At 30.1% G+C, this 23,203-nt stretch carries 21 protein-coding genes; 12 read left to right on the top strand and 9 right to left on the bottom strand.

Going from position 1 to position 23,203, the window contains the following annotated elements; translation table 11 throughout:
- Positions 1-121: 121 nt before the first annotated feature.
- The 6 genes from BLS00_RS08595 to BLS00_RS08570 all read right to left on the bottom strand — a co-directional run bounded on the left by BLS00_RS08595 (position 122) and on the right by BLS00_RS08570 (position 8,034).
- Positions 122-1,276 (bottom strand): YibE/F family protein, encoded by a 1,155-nt coding sequence (locus tag BLS00_RS08595; protein WP_091404906.1) that lies wholly within the window; start codon positions 1,274-1,276, stop codon positions 122-124.
- Positions 1,277-1,350: 74 nt separating this feature from the next.
- Positions 1,351-2,790: an alkaline phosphatase gene (locus tag BLS00_RS08590; protein ID WP_091404905.1), complete on the bottom strand. Its 1,440-nt coding sequence runs from the start codon at positions 2,788-2,790 to the stop codon at positions 1,351-1,353.
- A gap of 363 nt (positions 2,791-3,153) precedes the next feature.
- A complete protein-coding gene (locus tag BLS00_RS08585; protein ID WP_091404903.1) occupies positions 3,154-3,522 on the bottom strand; it encodes a DUF1667 domain-containing protein in 369 nt (122 codons plus the stop codon).
- Entirely contained in the window at positions 3,509-4,723 is a 1,215-nt protein-coding gene (locus BLS00_RS08580) for an NAD(P)/FAD-dependent oxidoreductase (RefSeq protein WP_091404901.1), read from the bottom strand. The genes BLS00_RS08585 and BLS00_RS08580 overlap by 14 nt, the downstream gene beginning before the upstream one ends.
- The gene (locus BLS00_RS08575) at positions 4,720-6,144 is read right to left on the bottom strand and encodes an NAD(P)/FAD-dependent oxidoreductase (RefSeq protein ID WP_091404898.1); all 1,425 of its coding nucleotides are present in this window, start codon (positions 6,142-6,144) and stop codon (positions 4,720-4,722) included. Before BLS00_RS08575 ends, BLS00_RS08580 begins: the two co-directional genes overlap by 4 nt.
- A gap of 111 nt (positions 6,145-6,255) precedes the next feature.
- Entirely contained in the window at positions 6,256-8,034 is a 1,779-nt protein-coding gene (locus tag BLS00_RS08570; protein WP_091404897.1) for an alpha/beta hydrolase family protein, read from the bottom strand.
- A gap of 405 nt (positions 8,035-8,439) precedes the next feature.
- On the opposite strand from BLS00_RS08570, the gene BLS00_RS08565 reads away from it, so the two are divergent.
- The 9 genes from BLS00_RS08565 to BLS00_RS08525 all read left to right on the top strand — a co-directional run bounded on the left by BLS00_RS08565 (position 8,440) and on the right by BLS00_RS08525 (position 16,106).
- Positions 8,440-8,985, top strand: coding sequence for a glycerol-3-phosphate responsive antiterminator (locus BLS00_RS08565; protein ID WP_091404895.1), 546 nt, complete (start codon positions 8,440-8,442; stop codon positions 8,983-8,985).
- Positions 8,986-9,344: 359 nt separating this feature from the next.
- Positions 9,345-9,977, top strand: a complete 633-nt coding sequence (gene hisIE, locus BLS00_RS08560; RefSeq protein ID WP_091404893.1) for a bifunctional phosphoribosyl-AMP cyclohydrolase/phosphoribosyl-ATP diphosphatase HisIE — start codon at positions 9,345-9,347, stop codon at positions 9,975-9,977.
- Entirely contained in the window at positions 9,977-10,966 is a 990-nt protein-coding gene (gene hisC / locus BLS00_RS08555; protein WP_091404891.1) for a histidinol-phosphate transaminase, read from the top strand. Before hisIE ends, hisC begins: the two co-directional genes overlap by 1 nt.
- A gap of 83 nt (positions 10,967-11,049) precedes the next feature.
- Complete coding sequence (locus BLS00_RS08550) at positions 11,050-11,796, top strand: peptidyl-prolyl cis-trans isomerase (RefSeq protein ID WP_091404889.1); 747 nt, start codon at positions 11,050-11,052, stop codon at positions 11,794-11,796.
- 272 nt (positions 11,797-12,068) lie between these two features.
- Positions 12,069-12,785 (top strand): hypothetical protein, encoded by a 717-nt coding sequence (locus tag BLS00_RS08545; protein WP_091404887.1) that lies wholly within the window; start codon positions 12,069-12,071, stop codon positions 12,783-12,785.
- 12 nt (positions 12,786-12,797) lie between these two features.
- Positions 12,798-13,436, top strand: coding sequence for a hypothetical protein (locus BLS00_RS08540; protein ID WP_091404885.1), 639 nt, complete (start codon positions 12,798-12,800; stop codon positions 13,434-13,436).
- Positions 13,437-13,657: 221 nt separating this feature from the next.
- Positions 13,658-14,314, top strand: coding sequence for a tetratricopeptide repeat protein (locus BLS00_RS08535; protein ID WP_091404884.1), 657 nt, complete (start codon positions 13,658-13,660; stop codon positions 14,312-14,314).
- Positions 14,314-15,336, top strand: a complete 1,023-nt coding sequence (locus BLS00_RS08530) for a sensor histidine kinase (RefSeq protein WP_176759884.1) — start codon at positions 14,314-14,316, stop codon at positions 15,334-15,336. Before BLS00_RS08535 ends, BLS00_RS08530 begins: the two co-directional genes overlap by 1 nt.
- Positions 15,337-15,359: 23 nt before the next feature.
- Positions 15,360-16,106, top strand: coding sequence for a LytR/AlgR family response regulator transcription factor (locus tag BLS00_RS08525; RefSeq protein ID WP_091404880.1), 747 nt, complete (start codon positions 15,360-15,362; stop codon positions 16,104-16,106).
- Here the strand turns inward: BLS00_RS08525 and BLS00_RS08520 are convergent.
- Positions 16,103-16,645, bottom strand: coding sequence for a 2'-5' RNA ligase family protein (locus tag BLS00_RS08520; RefSeq protein WP_167848991.1), 543 nt, complete (start codon positions 16,643-16,645; stop codon positions 16,103-16,105). The genes BLS00_RS08525 and BLS00_RS08520 overlap by 4 nt on opposite strands.
- 740 nt (positions 16,646-17,385) lie before the next feature.
- On the opposite strand from BLS00_RS08520, the gene BLS00_RS08515 reads away from it, so the two are divergent.
- The 3 genes from BLS00_RS08515 (at position 17,386) to BLS00_RS08505 (ending at position 20,890) form a co-directional block, all read left to right on the top strand.
- Positions 17,386-18,630 carry a hypothetical protein gene (locus BLS00_RS08515; protein ID WP_091404874.1) on the top strand — a complete coding sequence of 415 codons (1,245 nt, stop codon included), beginning with the start codon at positions 17,386-17,388 and terminating at the stop codon, positions 18,628-18,630.
- Positions 18,631-18,664: 34 nt separating this feature from the next.
- Entirely contained in the window at positions 18,665-19,723 is a 1,059-nt protein-coding gene (locus BLS00_RS08510) for a carboxypeptidase regulatory-like domain-containing protein (RefSeq protein WP_167848990.1), read from the top strand.
- A 108-nt stretch (positions 19,724-19,831) separates the two neighbouring features.
- On the top strand, positions 19,832-20,890 hold the full coding sequence (locus BLS00_RS08505; protein WP_176759883.1) for an outer membrane protein assembly factor BamB family protein: 1,059 nt from the start codon (positions 19,832-19,834) through the stop codon (positions 20,888-20,890).
- A 24-nt stretch (positions 20,891-20,914) separates the two neighbouring features.
- Here the strand turns inward: BLS00_RS08505 and BLS00_RS08500 are convergent, their stop codons facing one another.
- Positions 20,915-22,273, bottom strand: a complete 1,359-nt coding sequence (locus BLS00_RS08500; RefSeq protein ID WP_091404867.1) for a hypothetical protein — start codon at positions 22,271-22,273, stop codon at positions 20,915-20,917.
- Positions 22,274-22,421: 148 nt separating this feature from the next.
- On the bottom strand, positions 22,422-23,084 hold the full coding sequence (locus tag BLS00_RS08495; RefSeq protein WP_091404865.1) for a histidinol phosphate phosphatase domain-containing protein: 663 nt from the start codon (positions 23,082-23,084) through the stop codon (positions 22,422-22,424).
- Positions 23,085-23,203: the final 119 nt, after the last annotated feature.

The raw sequence follows: 23,203 nt of genomic DNA, 5'->3' as shown, positions 1-23,203 counted from the left end.
AGCTTAGCGAGTCGAAACATCTACTCAAATTATAACATCTTAGGATAAAAAGTGTTTTAAAAACAAGTCATACCAAAAGAAAGATGTATTGGCAAAAAAAATGAGCAGATTTCTGCTCATTTTATAATTCTTCTTTTTGAAACAAACTTTTTAAAGATTTATTCTCTTTAATAAATTCATGGTTTATAATTATAGACCCTAAAAAAGCGGTTAAAGGAGCAGTTAATACTAGGCCAAAACTCCCAACAATTATATTTAATATTTCTGATGAAATATAATTTATATTTAAAAGAGCCATTTCATTAACACCCTGAGCCATAAAAGCCATTAAAAGAGTAGCAAAACCACCAGAATAAGCTAAAAGTAAAGTAGTAGTCATAGTCCCTATAACAGCCCTGCCTACATTCAATCCAGATTTCATCAAATCAAAAGTTGATATATCATCTTTTTTCATTTTAACCTCATACATTGATGCAGATATGTCCATAGCTATGTCCATTACAGCCCCAGAAGAAGCAAGAAAGATTCCGCTAATGAATAAAAGGTTTAAATCTAAATTTGCATAACCTGAATATAACAAAGTTTCTGAAAAGGGCTTTACTGCACCATTTATATAGAACGGTTTTGCAAAGGATAAAGATAAGACAACAGTTATCAAAACACCTGAAATAGCTCCAATAAATGCAACAAAACCTTTTTTGTTAAACCCGGCGACTAAGAAAATAATAATAAATGTTAAAAGTGAAACGATGAAAAAAGCTATTATAACAGGATTTCCTCCGTTTAAAAACATTGGGATCATGATTTTCCAAATTACAAGTATAGTACTCATAAATGACAGCAATGATTTTAAACCAGTCCATCCAGAAATTAAAATTAAAATAATTGCGAAAATTGAAAATAATAATATTTCAGAATTAAATCTATAAAAATCCACTATTCTAAAATTATCATTAAATTGATTTTTAAATCTTTCAACAAGTACTTTATCTCCCGGTTGAACAAATTTATCAAGTTCCATCTTTCCTATTAAATCATTATATACAGAAAATTCTTCACCTTTTAAATCTTTGTTCAAAATTCTAAAAGATACATTTTGACTTCCTTGCTTAACTAAACCGTATTGAAAAACTTCATCATTAATTGTTTCAACAACTTCAGCTTTATAATAAATATAATCTTTTTTTTGATTCATTCCTGGCAATATAATAAGAGTTATTATAAAAATAGACAATATTAGAACAAATATTATATCACTATTTATTTTAAATTTCATTGTAATCCTCCTAAAGAGTAAAAAGCAGAGGGACTCTTATCCCCCCGCCAATAAATATGTAATCAGTTCTTTAATTAACCTATAATTTCAAAAAGTTTTTTTGCTATATCGGTGTTGTCATAAAATCCGTTGAATAAATCTGAATGAACTCCTTGTGCAAATGTTGCAACTGGAACACCTGTATGAGAATAAGAAGTCCAAGATATACCTGCTTTTTGGTTAAGAATATGGGTAATAGTAACAGTTAATGGTTCATATCCACCGTACAATAAATAAGAATATTCTGTGTTTGGAACTTTTTCTTGCCAAGACATGTTATATGCTTGTTCTAATTTTTTATATTCAAGATCATTAACAGACATTGCAAGTTTATCATAAGCATCTTTACTGCCATTATCAGCAAGCGCTTTTAAAGAAGCTTTTTCATCTGAACTTAAGAAAGTGATACCAAAATTTTCTGTTATTATTTTTTGAACTTCTTCAAATGAAGCATTTCTTGCTTTGTAATCAGATAATATTGAATCAAAAGATTCAAATGACATTTTTTGATTTGCTATTCTTCCTAAATATGTTGAATAACCAGTTCCTGCAAAACCAACAGTCATACCACCAGTTTCGTGATCACCTGTAATGATTATTAAAGTTTCATCTGGGTGTGATAAATAGAAGTTATATGCTTGTTTTATTGCGTTATCAAAAGCAATTGTATCTTTTATATTAGCAGCAGCATCATTAGCATGTCCAGCCCAGTCAATTTTTCCACCTTCAACCATCATAAAAAAGCCATTTTCGTTATCTAAAGCTTCAATTCCTTTTTTTGTTATGTCAGCTAATGAGAAAGTATTTTTTCTATCCATTTCATAAGCCATAGCTTTTGCACCTGTTAGTTCTTCATTGAAAATAATAACCTTTTCACCATTTGGATCGTAATTTTCAAATTCATCTTGTGTCAATATAACTTTGTATCCATTTTCTTTTGCATAATCATAGAAGTTCCCTTTTTCACCGTCAGGACTTTTTACTGCTCCACCACCAAAAAAATCAAAATTACTTTCTACAAGCTCTCTTCCAATTTCATAGTAATTATTTCTTGAAGGTTGATGAGCATAATAAGAAGCTGGTGTTGCATGATCGATTGAAACAGAAGAAATAATTCCAACTTTCATACCATTTTCTTTTGCAACTTCCGCAACTGTTTTATATTTTTTAGTTTTAGTTTCATCCATATTTATAACACCAGACAAAGTTTTGTTTCCAGTAGCTAAAGCAGTACCTGCTGCAGCTGAATCTGTAATAGCTGAGTCAAGTGAATGTGTTGTTGTTATTCCATTTCCTTCAAATTGGGTCATTAACAAATTAACATCTCTGTTGTTAACTTCACTCAAATATAATTCTGCTGATTTTATTTGAGTTAAAGACATACCATCCCCTATAAACATGAAAACGTATTTTGCTTGAGACAAACCAACTAACCCTACCAACAATACCAATAAAGCAACAAAAGCTTTTTTCATTGTTCCACCTCCTAATTTTTGAATTACAATCAAGATGATTATAAAGTACTTTTTTTAGATAAATAAAAAATAGTGTTAAGAATTGTTTTTAAAAAGACTGATATGGTAAGAATTAAAAAAAATATAATATAAAAATAGACGGTATCTTTCTCAGATACCGTCTATTTTTAGTCTGCATTCTCATAAGGGAGCACCATGACAAAAACTATTAGGCTATATAAGTATAAAAATTGTGAAACAATTTTTGTTGTTGGTTGTTGTTGAAATAAAAACTCTAAAACACCCCGTCAGTTTCACTGACACCCCTCTAAACTTTCATTTTAAAGGGGACTTTTTTTCTTCCAACATTCATCGCTACAAAATTTATATTTTTTCCACGCTTCTGGTTGCAATAATATCAGCTCCAAGATCAAGGGGGTTTTTAATAATAACATCACCTTTTTTAACAGGAGCGTCTACTTTTGTATTTTTTATAATATCCATCAAATCATTTATTTTGTTTAGAGGGACTTCTTTAGAACTTCTAACAGAAGCAAGAGGATAGTTCCCATTGTTTACTTTTACACTGGTTACTAATGTTCTCAATGGATTTTTAATTTCTTGTACAGCGTAGTTATAACCTCTATCACACCTATAGCCTTCTACGCTTTCTATTTTTTCACCATCGTGTGTTATTTTTATCTTGCATCCAACTGGACAGACAACACAAGTGAGTTCTTTAACTGTGCTCATAGACATTCACCTCCACATCTTTCTCAATGTTAGATGTGTCTTTTATCTTTATTTTGATCATTTCTGAAGGAACTGCTTCTTTGAAAACTTTTGAATAATTTAATTCTGGTATTTCTATTTTTATTTTTTCCATAGGTTTTTTAACTCTTAAATAAAACTCAACTGGATAATCTTTTTTTATTTTTTGAGGATACATTACCCCTATATTTTCGTTTGGTATTATTTTGAACTCTTCTTTTTTAATTTCATCAGAATTTTTAACATATTGGCTTGCATATTCAGCTGCTCTTTCTCCCTCTTTTGCAACGTAATCTACAAGGTCAAAAACTCTTGTACAGTTTCCCGCAGCGAATATCCAGTCTATGTTAGTTTGATTCAAATTATTGACCAAAAATCCATTTTGTGTATCTACAATGTCAAAAGGTCTTGTTTCTGGAATAAGCCCTACTGAAGCTACAACTGTGTCAACATCGAATTCCATTTCTTCACCAGTGAATTTGAAATTTTCGTCTACTTTTGAAACGATAACCTTTTCAACTCTGTTTTTTCCAATGATTTTTCTAACACTGTGTGAAAGGTATAGAGGGATATCAAAATCTTTTAAACACTGCTGGATATTTCTATCGAGACCACCTGGATAAGGGTTAATTTCGACAACCCCTTTGACTTCTACGCCTTCAAGGGTCAATCTTCTTGCCATTATAAGCCCTATATCTCCTGAACCAACTATTAAAGCCTTATTTCCAGGTTTCAAGTTCATGAGGTTTATATATCTTTGTGCAAGTCCCGCTGTAAATACTCCAGCAGGTCTGTCTCCGGTTATTCCGAGAGAGTTGATGTGTCTTTCTCTTGCTCCAGTGGTTAATATTAATGCCTTGAATTCTATGTCATGTATGCCTTCTCTATTGACAAACTTGATTCTTTTATCTTCAAAGAGTTCTAAAACATTTGAGTTTGATATGATTTTTACTTGATTTTTTCTAACTTTTTCTTCCAGAACTTCTTTGAATTCTGGACCTGTATAGTCTTCACCAAAATATTGAAGACCAAACCCATTATGGATACACTGGTTTAAAACTCCACCAACGGCGTTGTCTCTTTCAATTAAAATCACTTTGTAACCATTTTCTGCTGCTTTTTTTGCAGCGGCCATTCCAGCTGCTCCGCCGCCAATTACTGCTATATCTGTTTTATAATTCATTTTCTCACCTCGGAATCTATAATCCATGAGTCATCTGTGAATTTTTTTATATTTTTGAGTTTGCCATCTTTTTTATCTTTTAATATTTCAAAGATTTTTGATGAACAATAACCGCCCTGACATTCACCAAAGCCAGATTTGGTAAAGAATCTTATTTCGTCTATAGTTTCAGCTCCATTTGCAATTGCATATAGAACGTCTGCCTTGGTAACTTTATTACAGTAACAGATTATTTCTCCGAAATCGGGTTCTTTTTGAATCATTTCATCCCATTTATCATAATCTTGTTTAATCAATTCGAGATTGTTTTCTAAACCTTTCAATTCTATATTTCTCTGTTTTTTCTCCAGTTTTTCTTGAAACATATCTGCAACATATTCTGCAATTGCAGGAGCTGCTGTTAAACCAGGAGATCTGGTACCAGAAATATGTATGACATTATCTTTCCCTTTTTCGATATAAAAATCTTTTTCCTCTGTTTCTGGTCTAAGCCCTGCAAAGGTTTTCATGATTGTACCTGGGTTTATCTTTAAATTAGGGACTAATTTTTTTGCATCTCTTGCGATTTCTGCAAGTCCTTCTTCGCTTGTTGCGTAATCTTCTTTTGAATCTGTTTCATTTGCGTTTGGGCCGATCAAAAAGCCTCCATCAACTGTAGGTAATACCAAACAACCTTTTGTTTCTTCAGTTGGAAGAGGGAAGATAACTGAGTTTACCCATTTGATGTCTTTGTTAAGGAGATAATATTCTCCTTTTACAGGGGTAATTTCTGGAACTGTATCTCCAAAAGCTTTCGCTACTTCGTCAGCATAAAGACCAGCAGCATTTATAACATAATCAGCATCAAATTCTGTACCATCTTCAAAATGAAGAGTGAATTTATCATTTTTCTTATCTACGCTGACAAATTTCTTGTTTTTAAATACTTCTCCACCATTTCTTCTTATGGCAATAGAAGCTCTTTGGGCAATTTCCCAAGGATCTACAATTCCGGCTATAGGAGACCAAAGAGAGCCAATCGCATCTTTATTTAGATTTGGTTCCATTTCTAAAAGTCTATCTTTTAGAATTATCTCGTATTCATCATCTTCAAACCCATTTGCTTTTGCATTTTCTGCGAGATGGTAAAGCTGTTCCATCTCATCATCATTGTAAGCAACGACATGAGAACCTGGTCTTTTTATTTTGAAATTCAACAATTCTGCCAAATCATCATACATTTTATTTCCTTTGTAAGAAAATTGAGCTCTAAAGGTATCAGGCTCATCATCATATCCCGCATGTATTATTCCCGAATTTGCTTTTGTTGTTTCCATACCAGTAGCAGGATTTTTTTCAAAAAGAGCTACATCTTCATAATATTTTAATAGCTCTAAAGCTGTTAGAGTACCAACAATTCCTCCTCCTATTACAGCTATCATACAAACACCTCCAAATATATAAAAAAGCCACATTCAACCACCAGATTTCTCCGGTAGTGAATGTGGCTATCTATTATCTCCGCCAATATTAAATTATTATTTACACTTTAATTATAATACAAAATGAGTTGCTTGTCCAGCAACAATATACCAAGTTACAAAAAATGCATTGATAAAAGCACCTGTGTATATATTTCCTGTTTTTCTAAAGAAATAAGTTGAGAACAATCCAGTTACAAAAGTTATAAATACAAATTGATATGCTACTATACCCAATAATGATTGTGATGGGAAGAAAAGAGTTTCTGTCATATAAAGACTTCCCAATTGAAGAATAACAATTACAACTATACCAAGTGCATTAACTATACCGTTTGTTAGCATAGATTTTAAAAGACTACCAAAATTATTTCCTTTTTCTTTATATCTTAATTGAACGTGTAATATCAAGCCGTTAATCAAGAAGAAGAATAGGAATGGAGGTATGTAATCGAGAACTATTCTAAAATGAGTAAAGTCAAGAGGTTTAACAGCCAATACCCACCATCTAAAATCTATTAAAAATGCCCATTGTGTCATAGCTACCAAAAGATGAGCAAAGAACATCACAATAACTGAGAATAGTAAAGATTTTCCTATATAGTTCCAACTAAATTTTTTGTTTTCTGTACTTGTCGAAAGTCCATAATTAATGGTGTTGCCATTTTGTTTTCTTCCAGAAATAAAGTGCCAAACTATGAAAAGACCTAATGCAATTAATCCAACAAAAGTTACCCAAGCAACAAAACCATTAGTTAATTGTTGAGGCCAAAAAGCTGTAACAGCTATATTAGCTTGACCCCATTCTTGAAAGGTAAAGAAGAAGACTGCTGGAATAGCTGTTGCTATAATTGCAGAAATCCACCAACCCCATTTTTGAGCTCCACCAAAATCGGGTAAAGGTTGAATCAAACTTCCAAAGAATTTTGTTTGAAGAATCAAAGATGAAACGGCAAAAATGAATATTATAAAACCAATTAACCCAAGAAGTGTTGCAAATTCTTTCCAAGGCCAAATTTGATTTTCAGGGTCTATTTCATTTGGAGCAGCTATAGAATCCTGTAAAAATTCAATTGCATTACCAATAGCTTCTGTAGATAGATGGTCTCCAGGATGAGTATTTGATGGGATATATAGTTTTCTTGCAGAGTTATTTACAAAAGATCCATATAGTTCTTCTGGAACAACATCTTCAGTAACCCCAAAAGCTTTTTTTAATTTTTCTGTTTTAACTATATCTGAAGGTACTTCTACTCCCCACATCAATTGACTGAATTCGTCATATTTACTGAAAACAACTGCAAAATTAAATGGAGAAGTTGCAGTAACTTCACCAGAACCGTAAGTTTCTGGAGAAGAACCTTCTAAAATAACTGTTTTTACTAAATCTGGGTTGTCATTAACAGCTCTTACTAATGACCACCCACCCATTGAATGACCTTCTACAGCAACGTTATCACTGTCTACAAAATCCAAATCGTGTAAAAATCGTAAAGCATCAGAACCACCTCTGGAAAGATCTCCAGCTATTTGTTCTGAATAACCATGGCCAGCCATATCTAAAGAAAGAACAACATAACCTCTTCTTGCAAATTCAATGTTGAAACCACTTTGAGTTTCTCTTGAGTTAATGTACCCATGCATAGTTAATACTGCAGGAGCAGGGTTTTCATTACTCACATTTTCAGGAACAAACAGCAAGCCACTTAAAACTTGTCCATCCTTAGCGGGTATTCTTACATCCCTCACATCGACAGAATAAAAATCAGACTGAATCATACTACCCAATAGCCCAGCAATTAAAACAATAATGATGGAAAAAGCCAAAAGTAATTTGGAACTTCTTTTCATTCTAAATCCCCCCTTTTTGATTAGAATGAATAATAAAAAATACCCACCAAAATAATTAGACTTCTTGCCTAAAAATTAGAATGGGCTTTTCTTATTCTCCAACCTATGAAATTATGTTAAAATTATATCATTATTAGTTAAACTTCCAAACTATAAATATTGACCTTTATAGTTGATTTAGGGTAATTACACAATATTAACTTTAATAATTAGCAATACAAACAATATCGAAAAGGAATACTAATTTTTTAATTATAGTGGATAAATTTGATATAATTGTATAAGAAAACGCTAAAAATATATTCGAATATAAGATGTATTTTGGAAGTTGGAAGAAAAACCAGCAACTAACCAACTATCAACTAACAGCCAAAATCACTTTGTGATTTTATTAAGGGGGTAACTATGTCGATAAAATTTAATTCTAAAACGATACCAGGAATAAGAGATATTAATGAGATAAAAAATGCTTGCTATACAAGTTCAGATGTTTTGTTTCTTCTTAGTGGGAATATTAATGATTTGAAAGGTATAAAAGAAATTTGTGAGCAGAATAAAAAGAAGCTTCTTGTAAATATTGATTTGGTAAATGGTATAGCAAAAGATAAAAGCTTTTTAGAGTTTCTAAAAACTCAAAACCTTTGTGACGGGATAATCACTACAAAATCAAATATAATAAACATTGCTAAAAAATTGGGATTCATTACCATACAAAGAGTTTTTGTAATTGATTCTACCTCTTTAAATTCCATAAGTAATCTTATAGAAAAAACATCACCAGACGCTTATGAAGTGCTACCTTCATGTGCAGCTAAAAATTTTATTCAAAAATTTGGTAGTCGGATAAATGTAATTGCTGGAGGCCTTATTGAAGATTTAGAACAAGTTAATGATTTAATTAAATATGGAGTTAAAGCTGTTTCTACAAGTAAAAATAATTTGTGGTTATAATTGTATTATAAAATTAATTGACAAATAAGAATAAATGGTGGTATAGTTTTAGAGAAATCATAAATGATTTCTGTTGGATGTTGAAAGTTGGAGATTTCAGAGAATAAAAAGTAAAAGGAATGATTTATATGGATAATATAAGTATTATAAAAATAAATAAAATGCATCATCTTTGGCGTGGCCGCATCTCAGCACGTCAAATTTTTGCATGCTGATTAAAAAACAATGATGCCGGTCACGTTTTTACGTGATCGGTTTTTTTTATTTATTTTAGGAGGTGTGTTATGAAGCAAGATGTTTTTATTAAAAAATAAAAATTTTTAAATTTATAATTTTTTAAAAAAATAGGAGGAGAAATAATGATTTTATCAAATGATTTGTTAAATAAAATAGACTGGGAAAAAGGGAACGGATTAGTTCCAATTGTAGTTCAAGATGAAGAAAAAGAGGTTTTAACTTTAGGTTATATGAATAAAGAAGCTTTGGAAAGAACTTTGAAATCAAGAAATTTATTTTATTATTCAAGAACAAAAAACAGGATTAGAATGAAAGGTGAGATAAGTGGAAATTTTCAATTTTTAAAAGATATTAGATTAGATTGCGACAACGATGCTCTACTTTTAACTGTAGAACAAATAGGTCCAGCTTGTCACCTCGGGACAAAAAGTTGTTTTTCTGAAAAAGTGGAATTACCAAAAGAAGAAGACAGGATAGATTATTCTTACTCGATTTTACAAGAGTTAGAAAATGTTATAAAATCAAGAAAAGAGAATCCAGACGAAAAATCATATACTTCTTTTTTATTCAAAGAAGGGAAAGAAAAAATCTTCAAAAAATTTGGAGAAGAAGCCGTCGAAGTGTTGGTTGCTGAAAATAGGGAAAGAAGAATTTACGAGACAGCTGATATGATTTATCATTTGTTGGTTGTTTTAAGTTATGAAGGTATTTCTTTTTCTGAAATTTTAAAAGAGTTGAAGGGAAGAAGAAAATAATGGATATAGATTATAAAAACAACAGTGGAGATTTGATTTGTTTAGACAAGAATGAAAGTCCGTATAATCTTCCAGCAAAGATAAGAGAAGAGATTTCGTTAAAAATTTTAAATACCAAATTTAATAGATATCCAGATTTTAATTCGGAGAATGTCATTTCGAAAATAGCTAATTTCGAAAAATTACAACCTGAAAATATAAATATTGGTAACGGAAGTGACGAATTATTAGATCTCATTATATTGAATACCAAAGGGAAAGTAATAATTAACACCCCAACGTTTGGTATGTACGAATTTTTTGCAAAAAAACATGGAAAACAATTAAAAAAAATACCTTTGAACGAGAATTTTCAGTTTCAGATAAATAAAAAGGATATAAATTCAAAAGATGATCTTGTGATTATTTGCTCTCCAAATAACCCAACAGGAACAGAAATACAGGAAGATAGATTAATAGAAATATTAGATACTGGAGTAAATGTTCTTTTAGATGAAGCTTATTACAGTTTTAGCGATAAAGATTATAAGTTTTTAATAAAGGAATATAATAACTTAATAATAACAAGGACATTTTCAAAAGCCTTTGGATTAGCTGCAATAAGGGCTGGATATAGCATTTCCTCTATTAAATATAGTTTAGAAATAAGAAAGTTAGTATCCCCGTTTTCACTTAATAAGTTATCTGAAATAGTCATAGAAAAAATATTGGAAAACTATGAAGAAATTGAAAAAAGTACAGAAGAAATAAAAAAGAATAGAGATAGAATTTATGCAAATTTTAAGAAATACTCTATAGAATCGAAGACGAATTTCGTTTTATTAAAGTTTGAAGATGCTGATTTTGTATATAATCAGTTATTCTCAGAAGGAATTGTTACGAGAAAATATAATGAAGAGCTAGAACAATTCATAAGAGTTACAGTAGGAAATGAATATGAAACTAAAACTTTTATTAAGGCTCTGTCAAATATATTAAAAAAGCTTTAATATTGCGTATTTAATGATTAAATATATAGATGATATTATTTATATTATGGATAAAATCACTATAAAAAAAGGAGAGTATTTTAATGTCAGAAAACAAAGTGTTAGCTATAGTTAACGGAAATGAAATTACAGAGCAAGATGTAAACATTTTACTTCAAAGATTAGGTCAAAGAGGACAGCAATTTCAATCACCAGAAGGTAAAAAACACTTATTACAAGAATTAATCAATCAGGAATTAATGTATGCAGAAGCTATTGAAACAGAAATGGATAAAGATGAAGAATTTATAGATGAATTAGAGTCAGCAAAAAAAGAAATTTTAAAGAACTATGCAATCAAAAAACTATTCGAAGATGTAGATATTGATGATATAGAGGTAAAAAAATATTATGAAGAAAATAAAGCTCAATTCAAAAAACCAGAAAGCATTAAAGCTTCACACATTCTTTTGAAAACAGAAGAAAAAGCAAATGAAATCAAAGAAAAATTAGACAATGGAGAATCTTTTGAAGAATTGGCAAGAGAGTATTCAACTTGCCCTTCAAAAGAACAAGGTGGAGACTTGGGTTTCTTTACTAAAGGACAAATGGTTCCAGAATTTGAAAATGTTGCTTTTAATATGGAAGAAGGAAACATCAGTGGCCCAGTAAAAACACAATTTGGATACCATGTAATAAAATTAACAGATAGACAACCTGCCCAAGAAGCAAACTTTGAAGAAGTAAAAGATCAACTAAAACAACAATTATTGGCAATGAAACAGTCACAAGTATACATGAACAAAGGAAATGAATTAAAAGAAAAATTTGAAGTAGAAATCAAGGGATAATATTTTAAGGGTATTCTAAGTTATAACAAACGTTTTTAAGAATAATCTAAGATTATAAAAATACAATAATAATGACAGCAAGAGTTTTACCCCCCTGAACTAAAATATAAATCCCCAAAATTTATGCCACCCGTAAGGGTGGTTTTTTTTATATATTTTTAATTCTATAAATGGCGTTTAATTCTTAATAATTACACAACATCATAAATCAATTGCTAAATAATTTATAAAATAATATAATTTAAACAGTTACATGGGAAAGGAGTGATAAAATGGATTATAAATGGATAGCTATTCCCATAATAGTATTTTTAACTTTTGGGATTGCAAACGTTACAAGTGAATATAATAATTTTGTTTATCCAGAAAATAGTGGAGTTTATAATTCAAATATTTATGATACAAAAGATAGAATATATATTAAAGGGGTTAATTTAAACGTTGAATTTGTAAGAGGGGATAATATTTATATTTCTCATGTAAAAAATGTAGATATAAAAGATGACTCAATGGATATTGAAACACCGAGTTTCCCTTTTAGAAGTGAAGTGAATGTTGAAATAGGTAGAGATCATAACTATGAAGAAATAAATATTTCTGGTGTTAGAATTAATTTAGTAGGTGAAGTAACTACCAACGAATTAAACATTGACGGAACAGGTATCGACATCAATTCTAATATAAATTCAAAAGATATCGATATATCTGGAACAGGAATAGGCATTAAAGGGCTGATTAACACAGGAAATATGCACATATCTGGTACAGACATTGATCTAAGGTTTAAAACTTCATTTTTAGAGAATTTGGTTATTAACAGTACAGGGTTATCTGGAGAAATAATTTTTCTTGAAAAATGGAATGATGATACAGAAATAACAATAAGTTCTTTAGCTGGAGAATTTGAATTCGAAATCCCTTCTGGATCAAGAAATTATTTAGATGTTAATACAAGTGTAAATGTAAGAACAAATACAAAATATTATTAAGGAGGAATAAAAATGAAAAAATTATTGGTTTTATCTATTGTTAGTTTATTTGCTTTGATGAGTTTTGCTGTGCAATTTGGTGGCGGTGGACCATCAGTTGTATTCATACCGGGTGATCAAATAGTTGATCCTTTGGATAATGGTTTTGATTTTACTAACGGAATATTTGCCTTTGGTGGAGGCGGAATGGGTAGAATTGGAGAAGCTCCTATATTTATGGGAGGAGAAGGATGGGGAGGTTATTCCCAAAAAGGTGATTATAAATATACAGCCAGCTATGGTGCATTTAATGTTTCTACTCAACTATCTCCAAGCAAATATGTAGCTTTTGATTTAGGCGCAGGACTTGGGGGATTCACACAGATAATTGAAGTAGTTCAACAAGAAAATGGAGAAACAGAAACAGCTGACTTCATTGGAGGGACATCACCATATCTAAACCAGATAAGTTTTGAAGCATTTACTTTTGGTCCATATGCTGGAATTACCGTAACTCCAATAGATTTTATGAGTGTTTATGTTAGAGGACAATATATTGTAGGTGCTTCATTTGATGGGTGGAAATTTGAAAATGGAGATAATGTCAGTGATTTAGAGCAACAATATATTTATTTCTACAACATTTCGGCTGGATTCACATTTGGATTTTAATTTAATTAAATAGCCCCTTCGGGGGCAATTTCTGTTGGAGGATTAGGAATCGCTTGGCGATTCCTGTTGTTAGTTTTTAGTTGCTGGTTGCTGGTTGTTGGTTTTTCTTCCAACCTCCAACTTCCAACTTCCATCTGAAAAAGTTTTCAACTTTTTCACTTTTCCAACTAACAACAAAATAAATTTAATAAATTTATTTTACCAAAAAGGGTGACTAACTCATGGGTTTAAAAAAAATACTATCTATATTTTTAATAATAAATTTAATAACAATTGTTTTTTCTTTGAATATTGATCAAACTAAAAAACAAATTCAAGTTTTAGAAAAATGGGTTGCATATGATCAGACTGATCATCAATCCAGGTCAAAGCTCGCAGAGATATATGAAGATTTGGGGGACAAAGAATCTTTAGATAGGGCAAAAGAACTTTATGAAGAAGCTTTTAGAATAGAAAACAAACCGTATTATCATTTAAAATATGGTTCTCTTTTGATAAAAATATCCAATTATCAGTGGTTTCCACCTTCTAAAATGTGGTATATCATTTCAGGTTATACCGAAATGGAAGATGTTATAGAAAGAGAGGATAAATTAGAATATAGATTTATTAGGGCCGAAAGCTGCTTTACAAGTTCAAATTCTTTTTGTTTAGGTATAGCTTCTGAAGATTATAATCATATAATAATAAACTATAAAGATGGTGAAATTGAAGAAGAAATAGAAAAAATAAAATATAAGTTAGGCTTAGTTTATGAAAAACAAAAAAAATATGAAAAAGCCATTCAAATTTATGAACATCTTATCTCTGAAGATATAAGCCCAGAAATGAGAACAGAAATTATAGATAGAATAGATATTCTTCAGAGGGTAAAATGATGTTAAAAAAATTATTGCAAATAACTATTATAAACCAAATATCTGGGTTTATCCTTTCCATGATCATAGTTCTGATCTCTTCTACTTTTTACAGATACAATATAAATATAGCTATATCGCTTATCTTCACTAATTCTGTTGGGTATATTTATTTTGTTATTGATTCACTGTTCAAAAGATATCTTAGAGAAACGATAGAAATAAAGATATTCAAAAGACTTTCAAAACTTTTATTGATATTCTTGTCGTTGTTTTTGGGAATAGAGCTATCTTTATTTTTATCCAGACTTCTATTACCTATTCAAATGTTCAGTGTATCAGAGGCGGTTCAAAATTTTTTGATGATAACTAATATAATTCTTATTTTTATTGTAGTGTTTTTAGGATTTATATATAAAAAGCTTAAAACAGACATAGAAAATGAAATGAAAGAAAACGAAAGACTGGAAAAATTGAATTTAAAATCTGAATTAGCTGCTTTACAATCAAAAATAAACCCCCATTTTTTGTTCAATACTTTGAATACAATTCTTGATTTGGTTTACGATCATCCCGAAAAAGTGGAAGAAATGATCTTGAACTTATCTACAATTTACAGAAAAATATTGTATTCGTCTGAAAATGAATATTATACTTTAGAACAGGAAATTGACTTGGTAAAAAAATATTTGGACATTGAAAAAGTCAGACTCGGAAACAGGATGGAATACGAAATAATTTGTAATCCTGAATTGAAAAATGCAGAAATACCTCCTTTGTGTATTGAACCAATAGTGGAAAATTCAATAATACACGGAATTTCACCAAAAAAAGGAAATGGTAAAGTACAAATAGTTATAAAAACAGTGGATAAAAAAATAAAGATTTCTGTTATAGACGATGGGGTAGGAATTGAAAGTAAAGATTTCAAACTCGGTTTTGGTGTGAGGTCTGTAAAAGAAAGATTAAAAATTTTGTATGGAGAAGATGCAAAATTAGAAATAAAACAAAATGAAAAAAATGGTGTAACAGTTGAAATATAATTTCCTCTAAAGGAGGCTAAAAAATGACCATAAGTTGTATTATTGCCGAAGATGAACCACATTCTTTAAATAGACTAAAAAACATGCTCGAGGATTTTGATTATATCGAAATAGTTGGAGAAGCTGAAGATGGGGAAGCAGCGATAAAAGAGATTAATTCTAAAAGACCAGATTTGATTTTTCTGGATATAAATATGCCTGGGAAAAATGGGTTTGAAGTTCTTCAAGAAATCCAATACGACCCAATGATTGTTTTTGTTACTGCTTACGAAAAATATGCTCTAAAAGCTTTTGAAGAAAATGCAGTGGATTATATTTTGAAACCTATGGATAAGAGTAGATTAGAAAAATCATTAAACAGAGTGATAGATAAAAATCAGAAATTGGATTCAAGCATGCTTGATATGATCAAAGAATTAATTAAAAAAGAAGAGTATATTACGAGGTTTTCTATAAAAGGGCATAATGAAATAACTATAATTCCCGAAGAAGATGTATATTATTTCAAAGCACAAGAAAAGTACACATTTTTGTGTACACACGATAAAGAACACTTTTATGATGCATCTTTGAAAAAATTAGAAATCAATTTAAATCCCAAAAAGTTCTTGAGAATACACAAAAGTTATATAGTGGCAATGGATAAAGTTGCCAAAATACAAAAACAGTTCTTGAGAGATTATATTGTAGAGCTTAGCGACAAAGAAGGTACTATTTTAAAAGTTGGTAGAAGTTATATACAAAATTTCAAAGTAAAATTTGACCTTTAATAATCCAACCCATAGGAACGTTCTACTTTGAGCTCTTTTCCAACTTCTCTATATACAAATGAGATATTGTCAATTTTTATTTCGTATTTGAATTTTGTATCCGCCAAGAATTCTACAACTTTTCCTATATTTTCAGTTTTAATATCCTCAACAGCTAATGTAATATGTGGAAACCAATTTTCTGGTGAATAATATTCATTCATTTGAGTTTTGTTTATTTCGCACAAATTCCAAATATATTCGTGATAATTCAAAAGTTCTTCAGTAGGTTTTATAGGTATATACAACACTTTTTTATCTCCTGTAAAAACACCTATTCCAGAAGTTTTAATAACAAAAGAATCAACTTTTTTAAAACCTTTTCTAAAATATTCGAGTTTATCTTTTATAAGATACTCTTCTGCCACGTTCCAGGTAAAATGTGGAAAAGGAACGCTGTTTTGAATAAATTTGACATCAAATTTATTTTCAAGTTTTTCCCATAATTCTGAAATTTCAGAATAAAATGGCTCTGGTAATATGCTTAATAAAGCTTGCAAAATGATCAACTCCTATATAATTAATTTCTTAAAAAATTACTTATGTCATCCTGAGCGAACGAAGTGAGTCGTAAGGATCTAATCAGTCAATTTTCGAAGAAAATAAATCCCCTATTAATGTTTAAGAGGGGTCATGCGAAGCATGGGGGTGTTTAGGATTTTCATTTTTATTTAAATAATAAAAAGAGCTCTTCACTAGATCAAATTATTGAAAAAATAATATCTTCAATCACTTGGAAATGCTAAAAATTGCAAACTCGCAAAAAACAGCTCAGACATACAATTTTTTTAACGCATTTCCATCGTTCTTTCAGATAAATTTTGTACAATAATTTTCAATAGTTCATCGCATCTATTTATTATTTTTGATGAAAAAACTAACAATCTTCTATAAATAAAATTATAACATAATAAAATTGGTTGGTTGAGTCAACCTTAATTCATTTGAAGAACTTCAGTACAATTATCATGAACCTTATAATTTAAGAAATGAATCATATTTAGAATTTGATATAGACGTTGAAAAATCAATAAAATGTATTAAAAAAACGGGCTAACAAGCCCGTTTTCTGTTGGCGATTATTACCAAATGTAATGATTTCATTATTGTTAATTATATTCTTTTTTTGTTTATTTTTATTTTTATATAATTAAAATGAAATTAATGATATATGAATATTAAACAAATAAAGAGTATAATATTTACAAAAAAAAAGAAAACACAAAGGAGGGGGATTTAAATGAAAAAATTTTTGTTTTTTGTACTAATTATTTCTACTGCAGTTTTATTTGTTTCTTGTATTCCTGGTCAAAATGTTGGTGACGACGGAAGCCCAGAACAAATAGTAATTAATACGCTTGTAAATGAAATAGAGACAAATGTTAAATTTTTTGCTTACAAAGATGGTAAATCAGGGGATTGGAATGAACTAACAGGTTCTTTAGGAAGATATGCTTTTACACCAGAAGCAGAAGATGGAAACTACAGTGTTTTTGTTGTATATGAATATTATGACCAATATCAAAATAAATATGGTTATGATATAGAAATAATAAATGCAAATAAAGATGAGTTAGCAACTTTAAATATGAATTTTGAAGATTGGACTGTAGAAACAAATCCAGCAACAATTAACGTAAATTTCTCATATGATTTTTTGAATAAATATACAGCTATGTTTTATGGAGTGTATCATGGGTTTCATACTCCATCAGGTAACGATGATTTAAGTTATGAACTTCCTGTTGTCAATGGCACAAAAGATTTTGTTATAACAACTACAACGGATTATGATGATTACCACGATAGTATTTATATAGATAGGGATTTAGAGGTTTCAGGAGAAGTTACTAAAAATATATCAGTAAGTGATTTTGTTACTTTAGAAACTTTTTCAGCAACTTCAACGCTTGAAGGTGTAAATGTTTGGTCTGAAATATTGGTAGGAGGAGAAACATTAGTTTTCCCTTATCTAGAGGGCTATAACAGCGCCAAGATTCCAAATTCGATCTTAGATAGTTCAGATTTACATATTTTGGTAATTTCAGAAAATGAATCTGATCTATATACAGGAATTTATAAATATAAAAATTCTGTTAATTCAACGGAATATATGAACACCTTACCTTCATCTACTTGGGCAGAACCAGTTTTAACAAATGATTCAAATGTAGTATCTTTATCTTGGAATAATTATGATTCTGGGATTTCTACGCATGAAACAAGAGCGTATCAATTTGAAGTTCAAAGTAGTGATTATTTAAGGAAATGGTATATAACTAATACTACAGGTTGGTTAGGTTCTTCAAATTTATATAATTATAATATGCCAGATCTTTCTAGCTTATCAGGATGGCAAGATATATGGTATCCTGAAAATGTCACAGAATTTAGCTTTTTTTCTGCGATAACTTCAAATAATAGCAATTTTGATTTGTATTTCAACCCTATAGATGGTTATGAATACGGTTATATATCGAAATAATTTATTAATTATTTCAAAAAAAAGGGGGAGACAAATGAAAAAAATTGTATTATTTTTTACTGTTTTTTCTCTAGTTTTTCTTTTTACATCTTGTGATTTAACTACATTATTAGGAGAAGAACAAGATTTAGGAAATTTGGAAGGAACAATAAAAGACGCAGTTACAAATGATCCAATAAGTGGAGTAGAAATAACATTACATAGTTCTCATCATACAGAAACAAAGAGCTCTGATTCGAATGGAAAATATAGTTTTTCAGAAGCTCCAATAGGTTCATATTCTATATCATTTCAAAAAACTGGATATTTAGAAGCAGATGGAACAGTTGAAATCAAAAAAGATGAAACAGAGATATATCCTCAAATATTATATCTTTCTACCTCTTATAGTGGTGATGGAACATATCAAGGCAGAGTTCAAGATGCTTTAAACGGAACAGGAATAGATAATGTCACATTGAAATTAAGAGAAGGATTAAATAATACTACGGGAACTATAATTAATACATACAATACAGATTCTTCTGGAAACTTTAGTTTTATAAAATCATATGGATATTATACTTTGGAACTTATAAAAACGGATTACACAACAACCTCATACAATATTACTGTTGTTGGAAACAATACTACAACTCAAGATTTGACTATGACTCCTGTGTTAGAAGAAGGAAAAACAAGGATTATTTTGACTTGGGGCGAAAATCCAGAAGATTTAGATTCGCATTTGGTAAAAGTTAAAGATGGAACAGTAGAATACCATGTTTATTATAGTGCTAAAATATCTTCTGAAGCTGAACTTGATCATGACGATACATCAAGTTATGGACCAGAAACAATAACTATTACAAATTTAGATAGTGACGCAGACTATTATTATTATATTTTAGATTATACAAATCATGGAGACACAACAACTAGTGATGCACTAGCTAATTCATCAGCAAAAATAGAACTTTATTACAATGGAAACTACACAGTGTACAATGTACCTTCTGGAGAAGCAACAATATGGAAAGTTTTTAAAATATCCAGTGGAACTGTTATAAGACAAGATATAATGACTTATGATGAACCTTATCCAACAAACTAAATAAAAAAGTGCGGACTTTAGTCCGCATTTTTTAAAAATAGATTATAATATAAATAACTTAAAAATTAAGGAGCATATAGTTTGCGAAAATTTTTCATAATAATTATATTGTTATTTATTATAAATATTTTTTCTGAGCCTTTATGGACTTACAATACAGGAGATAGTATATCAACCAATCCTGCCATAGATTCAAAAGAAAACATATATTTTGGATCTCAGGATGGGTATTTGTATTGTTTAAACAAAGACGGAAAATCAAACTGGATTTTTAATACACAAGAAATATTATTAAATAGTCCAGCTCTAGATAGTTATGGGAATATTTATATAGGACAAGATATCTTATACTCTATTGATACACAAACAGGTTTTATGAATTGGAATATAGATATAAGAAAAATATCAGCATCTCCAGCTATAGACAGCAAAGGAACGATATATATAGGCAATGAAGATGGTTATTTATATTCAATAACTCAAGAAGGAAAAATGAATTGGGAGTTTTTAACCAACGGTTTTATATACTCTACACCAGTAATAGATTCTAAAGATAATATCTATTTTGGTACCAGTAGTGGATTTATATATTCTCTTAATCGTAAAGGCGAGTTAAGATGGATATATTATTCCAAAGGACAATTAACAAGTGAATTATCTATAGATAAAAAAACACAAGTATATTTTGGAACTTCAAATGGAGAAATCCAAATACTCAGCCAATGGGGAACACTAAAGCAGGTCATTGATACAGATAAATGGATAATGCTTTCAGGTGTTGTTTTTTCAGGAGAAGATATATTTTATGCAGGCTTTAACGATTACTTTTTATACTCTTTTGATAAAAATGGAAATATTAATTGGATATTTGAAACAAATGGTAGTATTTATGCTCAACCTGCTTTAGCAAAAGATGGAACTATATATGTAGGATCTAATGACAACAAACTTTATGCCATAAATCCTGATGGAAGTAAAAAATGGAGTTTTGAGACAGGGGGAAATATATTTTCCAGCCCTGCAATATCAGAAAATGGTATAGTGTATTTTGGTTCTGAAGACGGGATATTTTATGCAATAAAAGATGAAAACGGTGGATTAGCTGATACAGCTTGGCCAAAATTTGCAAACAACAATTACAACAATGCACATATAGATAAAAAATAACCAACTCGTTTGAGTTGGTTATTTTTAAAAAGAAAATTGTTTTGAAAATTGAAGGTTAAAAGAAAAAATGTTTTTGTCTATGTCTGGATCTGGTTTAAACATAAATCTTCCTGTGTCTTCTATCAAAACCAAATCTAATTGATTTTTTATTTGACCTATAGAGAAACCAAAACCAAGATCAAAATATTTTAAATTCATATTTATATTGTTAGTGAAAATCATAGAATGTTCGAGAATTTCTTCGTCTAATAAATATGTACCTGTAGGAGTATTTCCTAACTCATGCCAGGGGTCAATTGGAGATTGGCTACCTGTTATAGAATATTCTACAGAAGCAGAGTATTCATAATTTTCAAAAAATTTGTTGTAATAATCAACCATAAACGCGAGGTTGTTTTCTCCGTGGATATAACCTATATTGTTATCTTCTCTATTAATTGCCTTGTATCCATCATATGGGTAAACTACATCAGGATAATAAGTGTAACCATAAGGAGTGCTCAACGAAACAGGAGAAAAAGTGTATTTTGTCGCTCCTCCGTGGTGGAGTCCAAATCTCCCGTATTCGGTGTAAAAATCTCCACCGATAGACCAGGCTAATTTATCTGGGTTTTGCCTTCCTTCTGGGTTCAAAAACCTGTTCATATTGATATCATCGACCAAAATTTGCGAATATAAATATTTATCTTCATCTTTATAATCAAGCATAAAACCCATAATGGCATTTGCATTGTTTCCATAAGACCAAGGTTTTCCAGTAGAATGAGTTGTATATTGAACAAAGAAATTTGGTATAGGATTTGCAAAGTATTCAAAACCAAAATATTCTCCAAAATAAACGGCCGACTCTTGATAAGCAAACCTATAATTTCCAAATATCAATCCATAAGTTTTGTAGTTCGCCCCTCTTTCTGGGTATTTAGTGCCAGCTTCATAACTAAGATCCACATTGGAATCATGGTTTAGTCCTATCCACCTTGTTTCATAAAACATATTATCGTTTTCATACTTCAAGTCCATTATATTTGCAGCGTTATCTGCTGAAGAAATAAAAACTGAATAAGGAGAATCAACCAAGTCATGATGTCTGAGTCTTCCGAAAGAAAAATCAATATCTTCAAAATGAAGTTTTATTCCACCTTCATTCATGAAAAAATAGTATCCAAAATAATATTCTTCTCCGTGAGAAGGTTTATATTTTCCATCGTTTAAAGCAGACAAATCTGCAAGAAAATCAAAATTTTCTGAAAAGTGGTTGATTTTGAAATTAACTTCGTTCCAGTTCTTGTCCAAACCCAAAGTTGGATATAATCCTATTTCAAAATTCATTGAAATGGCAAAAATTCCAACTAACAAGAAAATAGGTAATAAAATTTTTTTCATTTTTTATGCTCCTTAGTTATATATTTGTTATTAAAAACACCACAAAAAATCTATGCCCTCTTTCGTTTCAACATAATTCAACATGACTCATGCAAAGTTTTTTACCTCTAACTTCCAGCTTCCAACAGAATTGTGAAACAATTTCGTTTCATCCTATTTTATTCAACAAATCAATCGGGTTACCTTGCATTATTTCTTCTATTTTATCTTCTGGAATGCCAGCTCCAAGAGCTATTGTTTTAGCCTCTTCAAAATCTAAAAAATTGTCTGGTGTGTGTACATCAGAATTAACTAATAATTTTGCTCCTTTTTCTAAAGACAACTTTGCTACATATCCATTTGTAAGAGAATGCCCTCTTCTTGTTGAAATTTCTAAATAGGTACCGTTTTTTGCTGCGAGTTCTACAAGTTCTTTTTCAATTAAACCAGGGTGAGCAAGAATGTCAACATACTCCGACTCAATTGCTGCTTTGTTTGTCCCTTCAGGGACTGGTTCAACAATTGTTTCTCCATGAACAATGACGATTTTAGCCCCTTTTTGTTTTGCTTCTCTTGCCAAGTTATTTATGCTTTTTGGTGGACAGTGTGTTAGTTCCACCCCAGGCACAATTTGTATATCGTAATACAATTCTTCTTTTTCAATGAAAAGTTGTAATTTGTTCAATATTTCTTCTATGTTAGAAGCATCGGCGTGATCTGTAATTCCAATGGCACCATAATTTTTCTTCTTTGCCCAACTCAACTGTTCACTCAACAACAATACTCCGTCTGAAAGTAGGGTGTGAGTGTGGAAATCGTATCTTTTTTTCATATTATAAACTCCTTTATTATCTACTTTTGCACACATATTATAGCATATTATTAAAAATAGTTTTTAAAGCATATGTAATTATTGTTATGAATGTTATAATTATATTAATATTTGATATA

The sequence above is a fragment of the Geotoga petraea genome (genome assembly GCF_900102615.1).
In the GTDB taxonomy this organism is placed as follows: Bacteria; Thermotogota; Thermotogae; order Petrotogales; family Petrotogaceae; genus Geotoga; species Geotoga petraea.
This window is presented reverse-complemented; position numbering and strand designations above follow the sequence as displayed.

Bases quoted from the DNA above. Each gene is read 5' to 3' on its own strand.
- BLS00_RS08565 (WP_091404895.1), top strand. From the start codon at position 8,440: ATGTCGATAAAATTTAATTCTAAAACGATACCAGGAATAAGAGATATT.
- BLS00_RS08545 (WP_091404887.1), top strand. From the start codon at position 12,069: ATGGATTATAAATGGATAGCTATTCCCATAATAGTATTTTTAACTTTT.
- BLS00_RS08515 (WP_091404874.1), top strand. From the start codon at position 17,386: ATGAAAAAATTTTTGTTTTTTGTACTAATTATTTCTACTGCAGTTTTA.
- BLS00_RS08570 (WP_091404897.1), bottom strand. From the start codon at position 8,034: ATGAAAAGAAGTTCCAAATTACTTTTGGCTTTTTCCATCATTATTGTT.
- BLS00_RS08540 (WP_091404885.1), top strand. From the start codon at position 12,798: ATGAAAAAATTATTGGTTTTATCTATTGTTAGTTTATTTGCTTTGATG.
- BLS00_RS08530 (WP_176759884.1), top strand. From the start codon at position 14,314: ATGTTAAAAAAATTATTGCAAATAACTATTATAAACCAAATATCTGGG.
- BLS00_RS08495 (WP_091404865.1), bottom strand. From the start codon at position 23,084: ATGAAAAAAAGATACGATTTCCACACTCACACCCTACTTTCAGACGGA.
- BLS00_RS08590 (WP_091404905.1), bottom strand. From the start codon at position 2,790: ATGAAAAAAGCTTTTGTTGCTTTATTGGTATTGTTGGTAGGGTTAGTT.
- BLS00_RS08575 (WP_091404898.1), bottom strand. From the start codon at position 6,144: ATGATAGCTGTAATAGGAGGAGGAATTGTTGGTACTCTAACAGCTTTA.
- BLS00_RS08595 (WP_091404906.1), bottom strand. From the start codon at position 1,276: ATGAAATTTAAAATAAATAGTGATATAATATTTGTTCTAATATTGTCT.
- BLS00_RS08580 (WP_091404901.1), bottom strand. From the start codon at position 4,723: ATGAATTATAAAACAGATATAGCAGTAATTGGCGGCGGAGCAGCTGGA.
- hisC (WP_091404891.1), top strand. From the start codon at position 9,977: ATGGATATAGATTATAAAAACAACAGTGGAGATTTGATTTGTTTAGAC.
- hisIE (WP_091404893.1), top strand. From the start codon at position 9,345: ATGATTTTATCAAATGATTTGTTAAATAAAATAGACTGGGAAAAAGGG.
- BLS00_RS08525 (WP_091404880.1), top strand. From the start codon at position 15,360: ATGACCATAAGTTGTATTATTGCCGAAGATGAACCACATTCTTTAAAT.
- BLS00_RS08550 (WP_091404889.1), top strand. From the start codon at position 11,050: ATGTCAGAAAACAAAGTGTTAGCTATAGTTAACGGAAATGAAATTACA.
- BLS00_RS08510 (WP_167848990.1), top strand. From the start codon at position 18,665: ATGAAAAAAATTGTATTATTTTTTACTGTTTTTTCTCTAGTTTTTCTT.
- BLS00_RS08585 (WP_091404903.1), bottom strand. From the start codon at position 3,522: ATGAGCACAGTTAAAGAACTCACTTGTGTTGTCTGTCCAGTTGGATGC.
- BLS00_RS08535 (WP_091404884.1), top strand. From the start codon at position 13,658: ATGGGTTTAAAAAAAATACTATCTATATTTTTAATAATAAATTTAATA.
- BLS00_RS08500 (WP_091404867.1), bottom strand. From the start codon at position 22,273: ATGAAAAAAATTTTATTACCTATTTTCTTGTTAGTTGGAATTTTTGCC.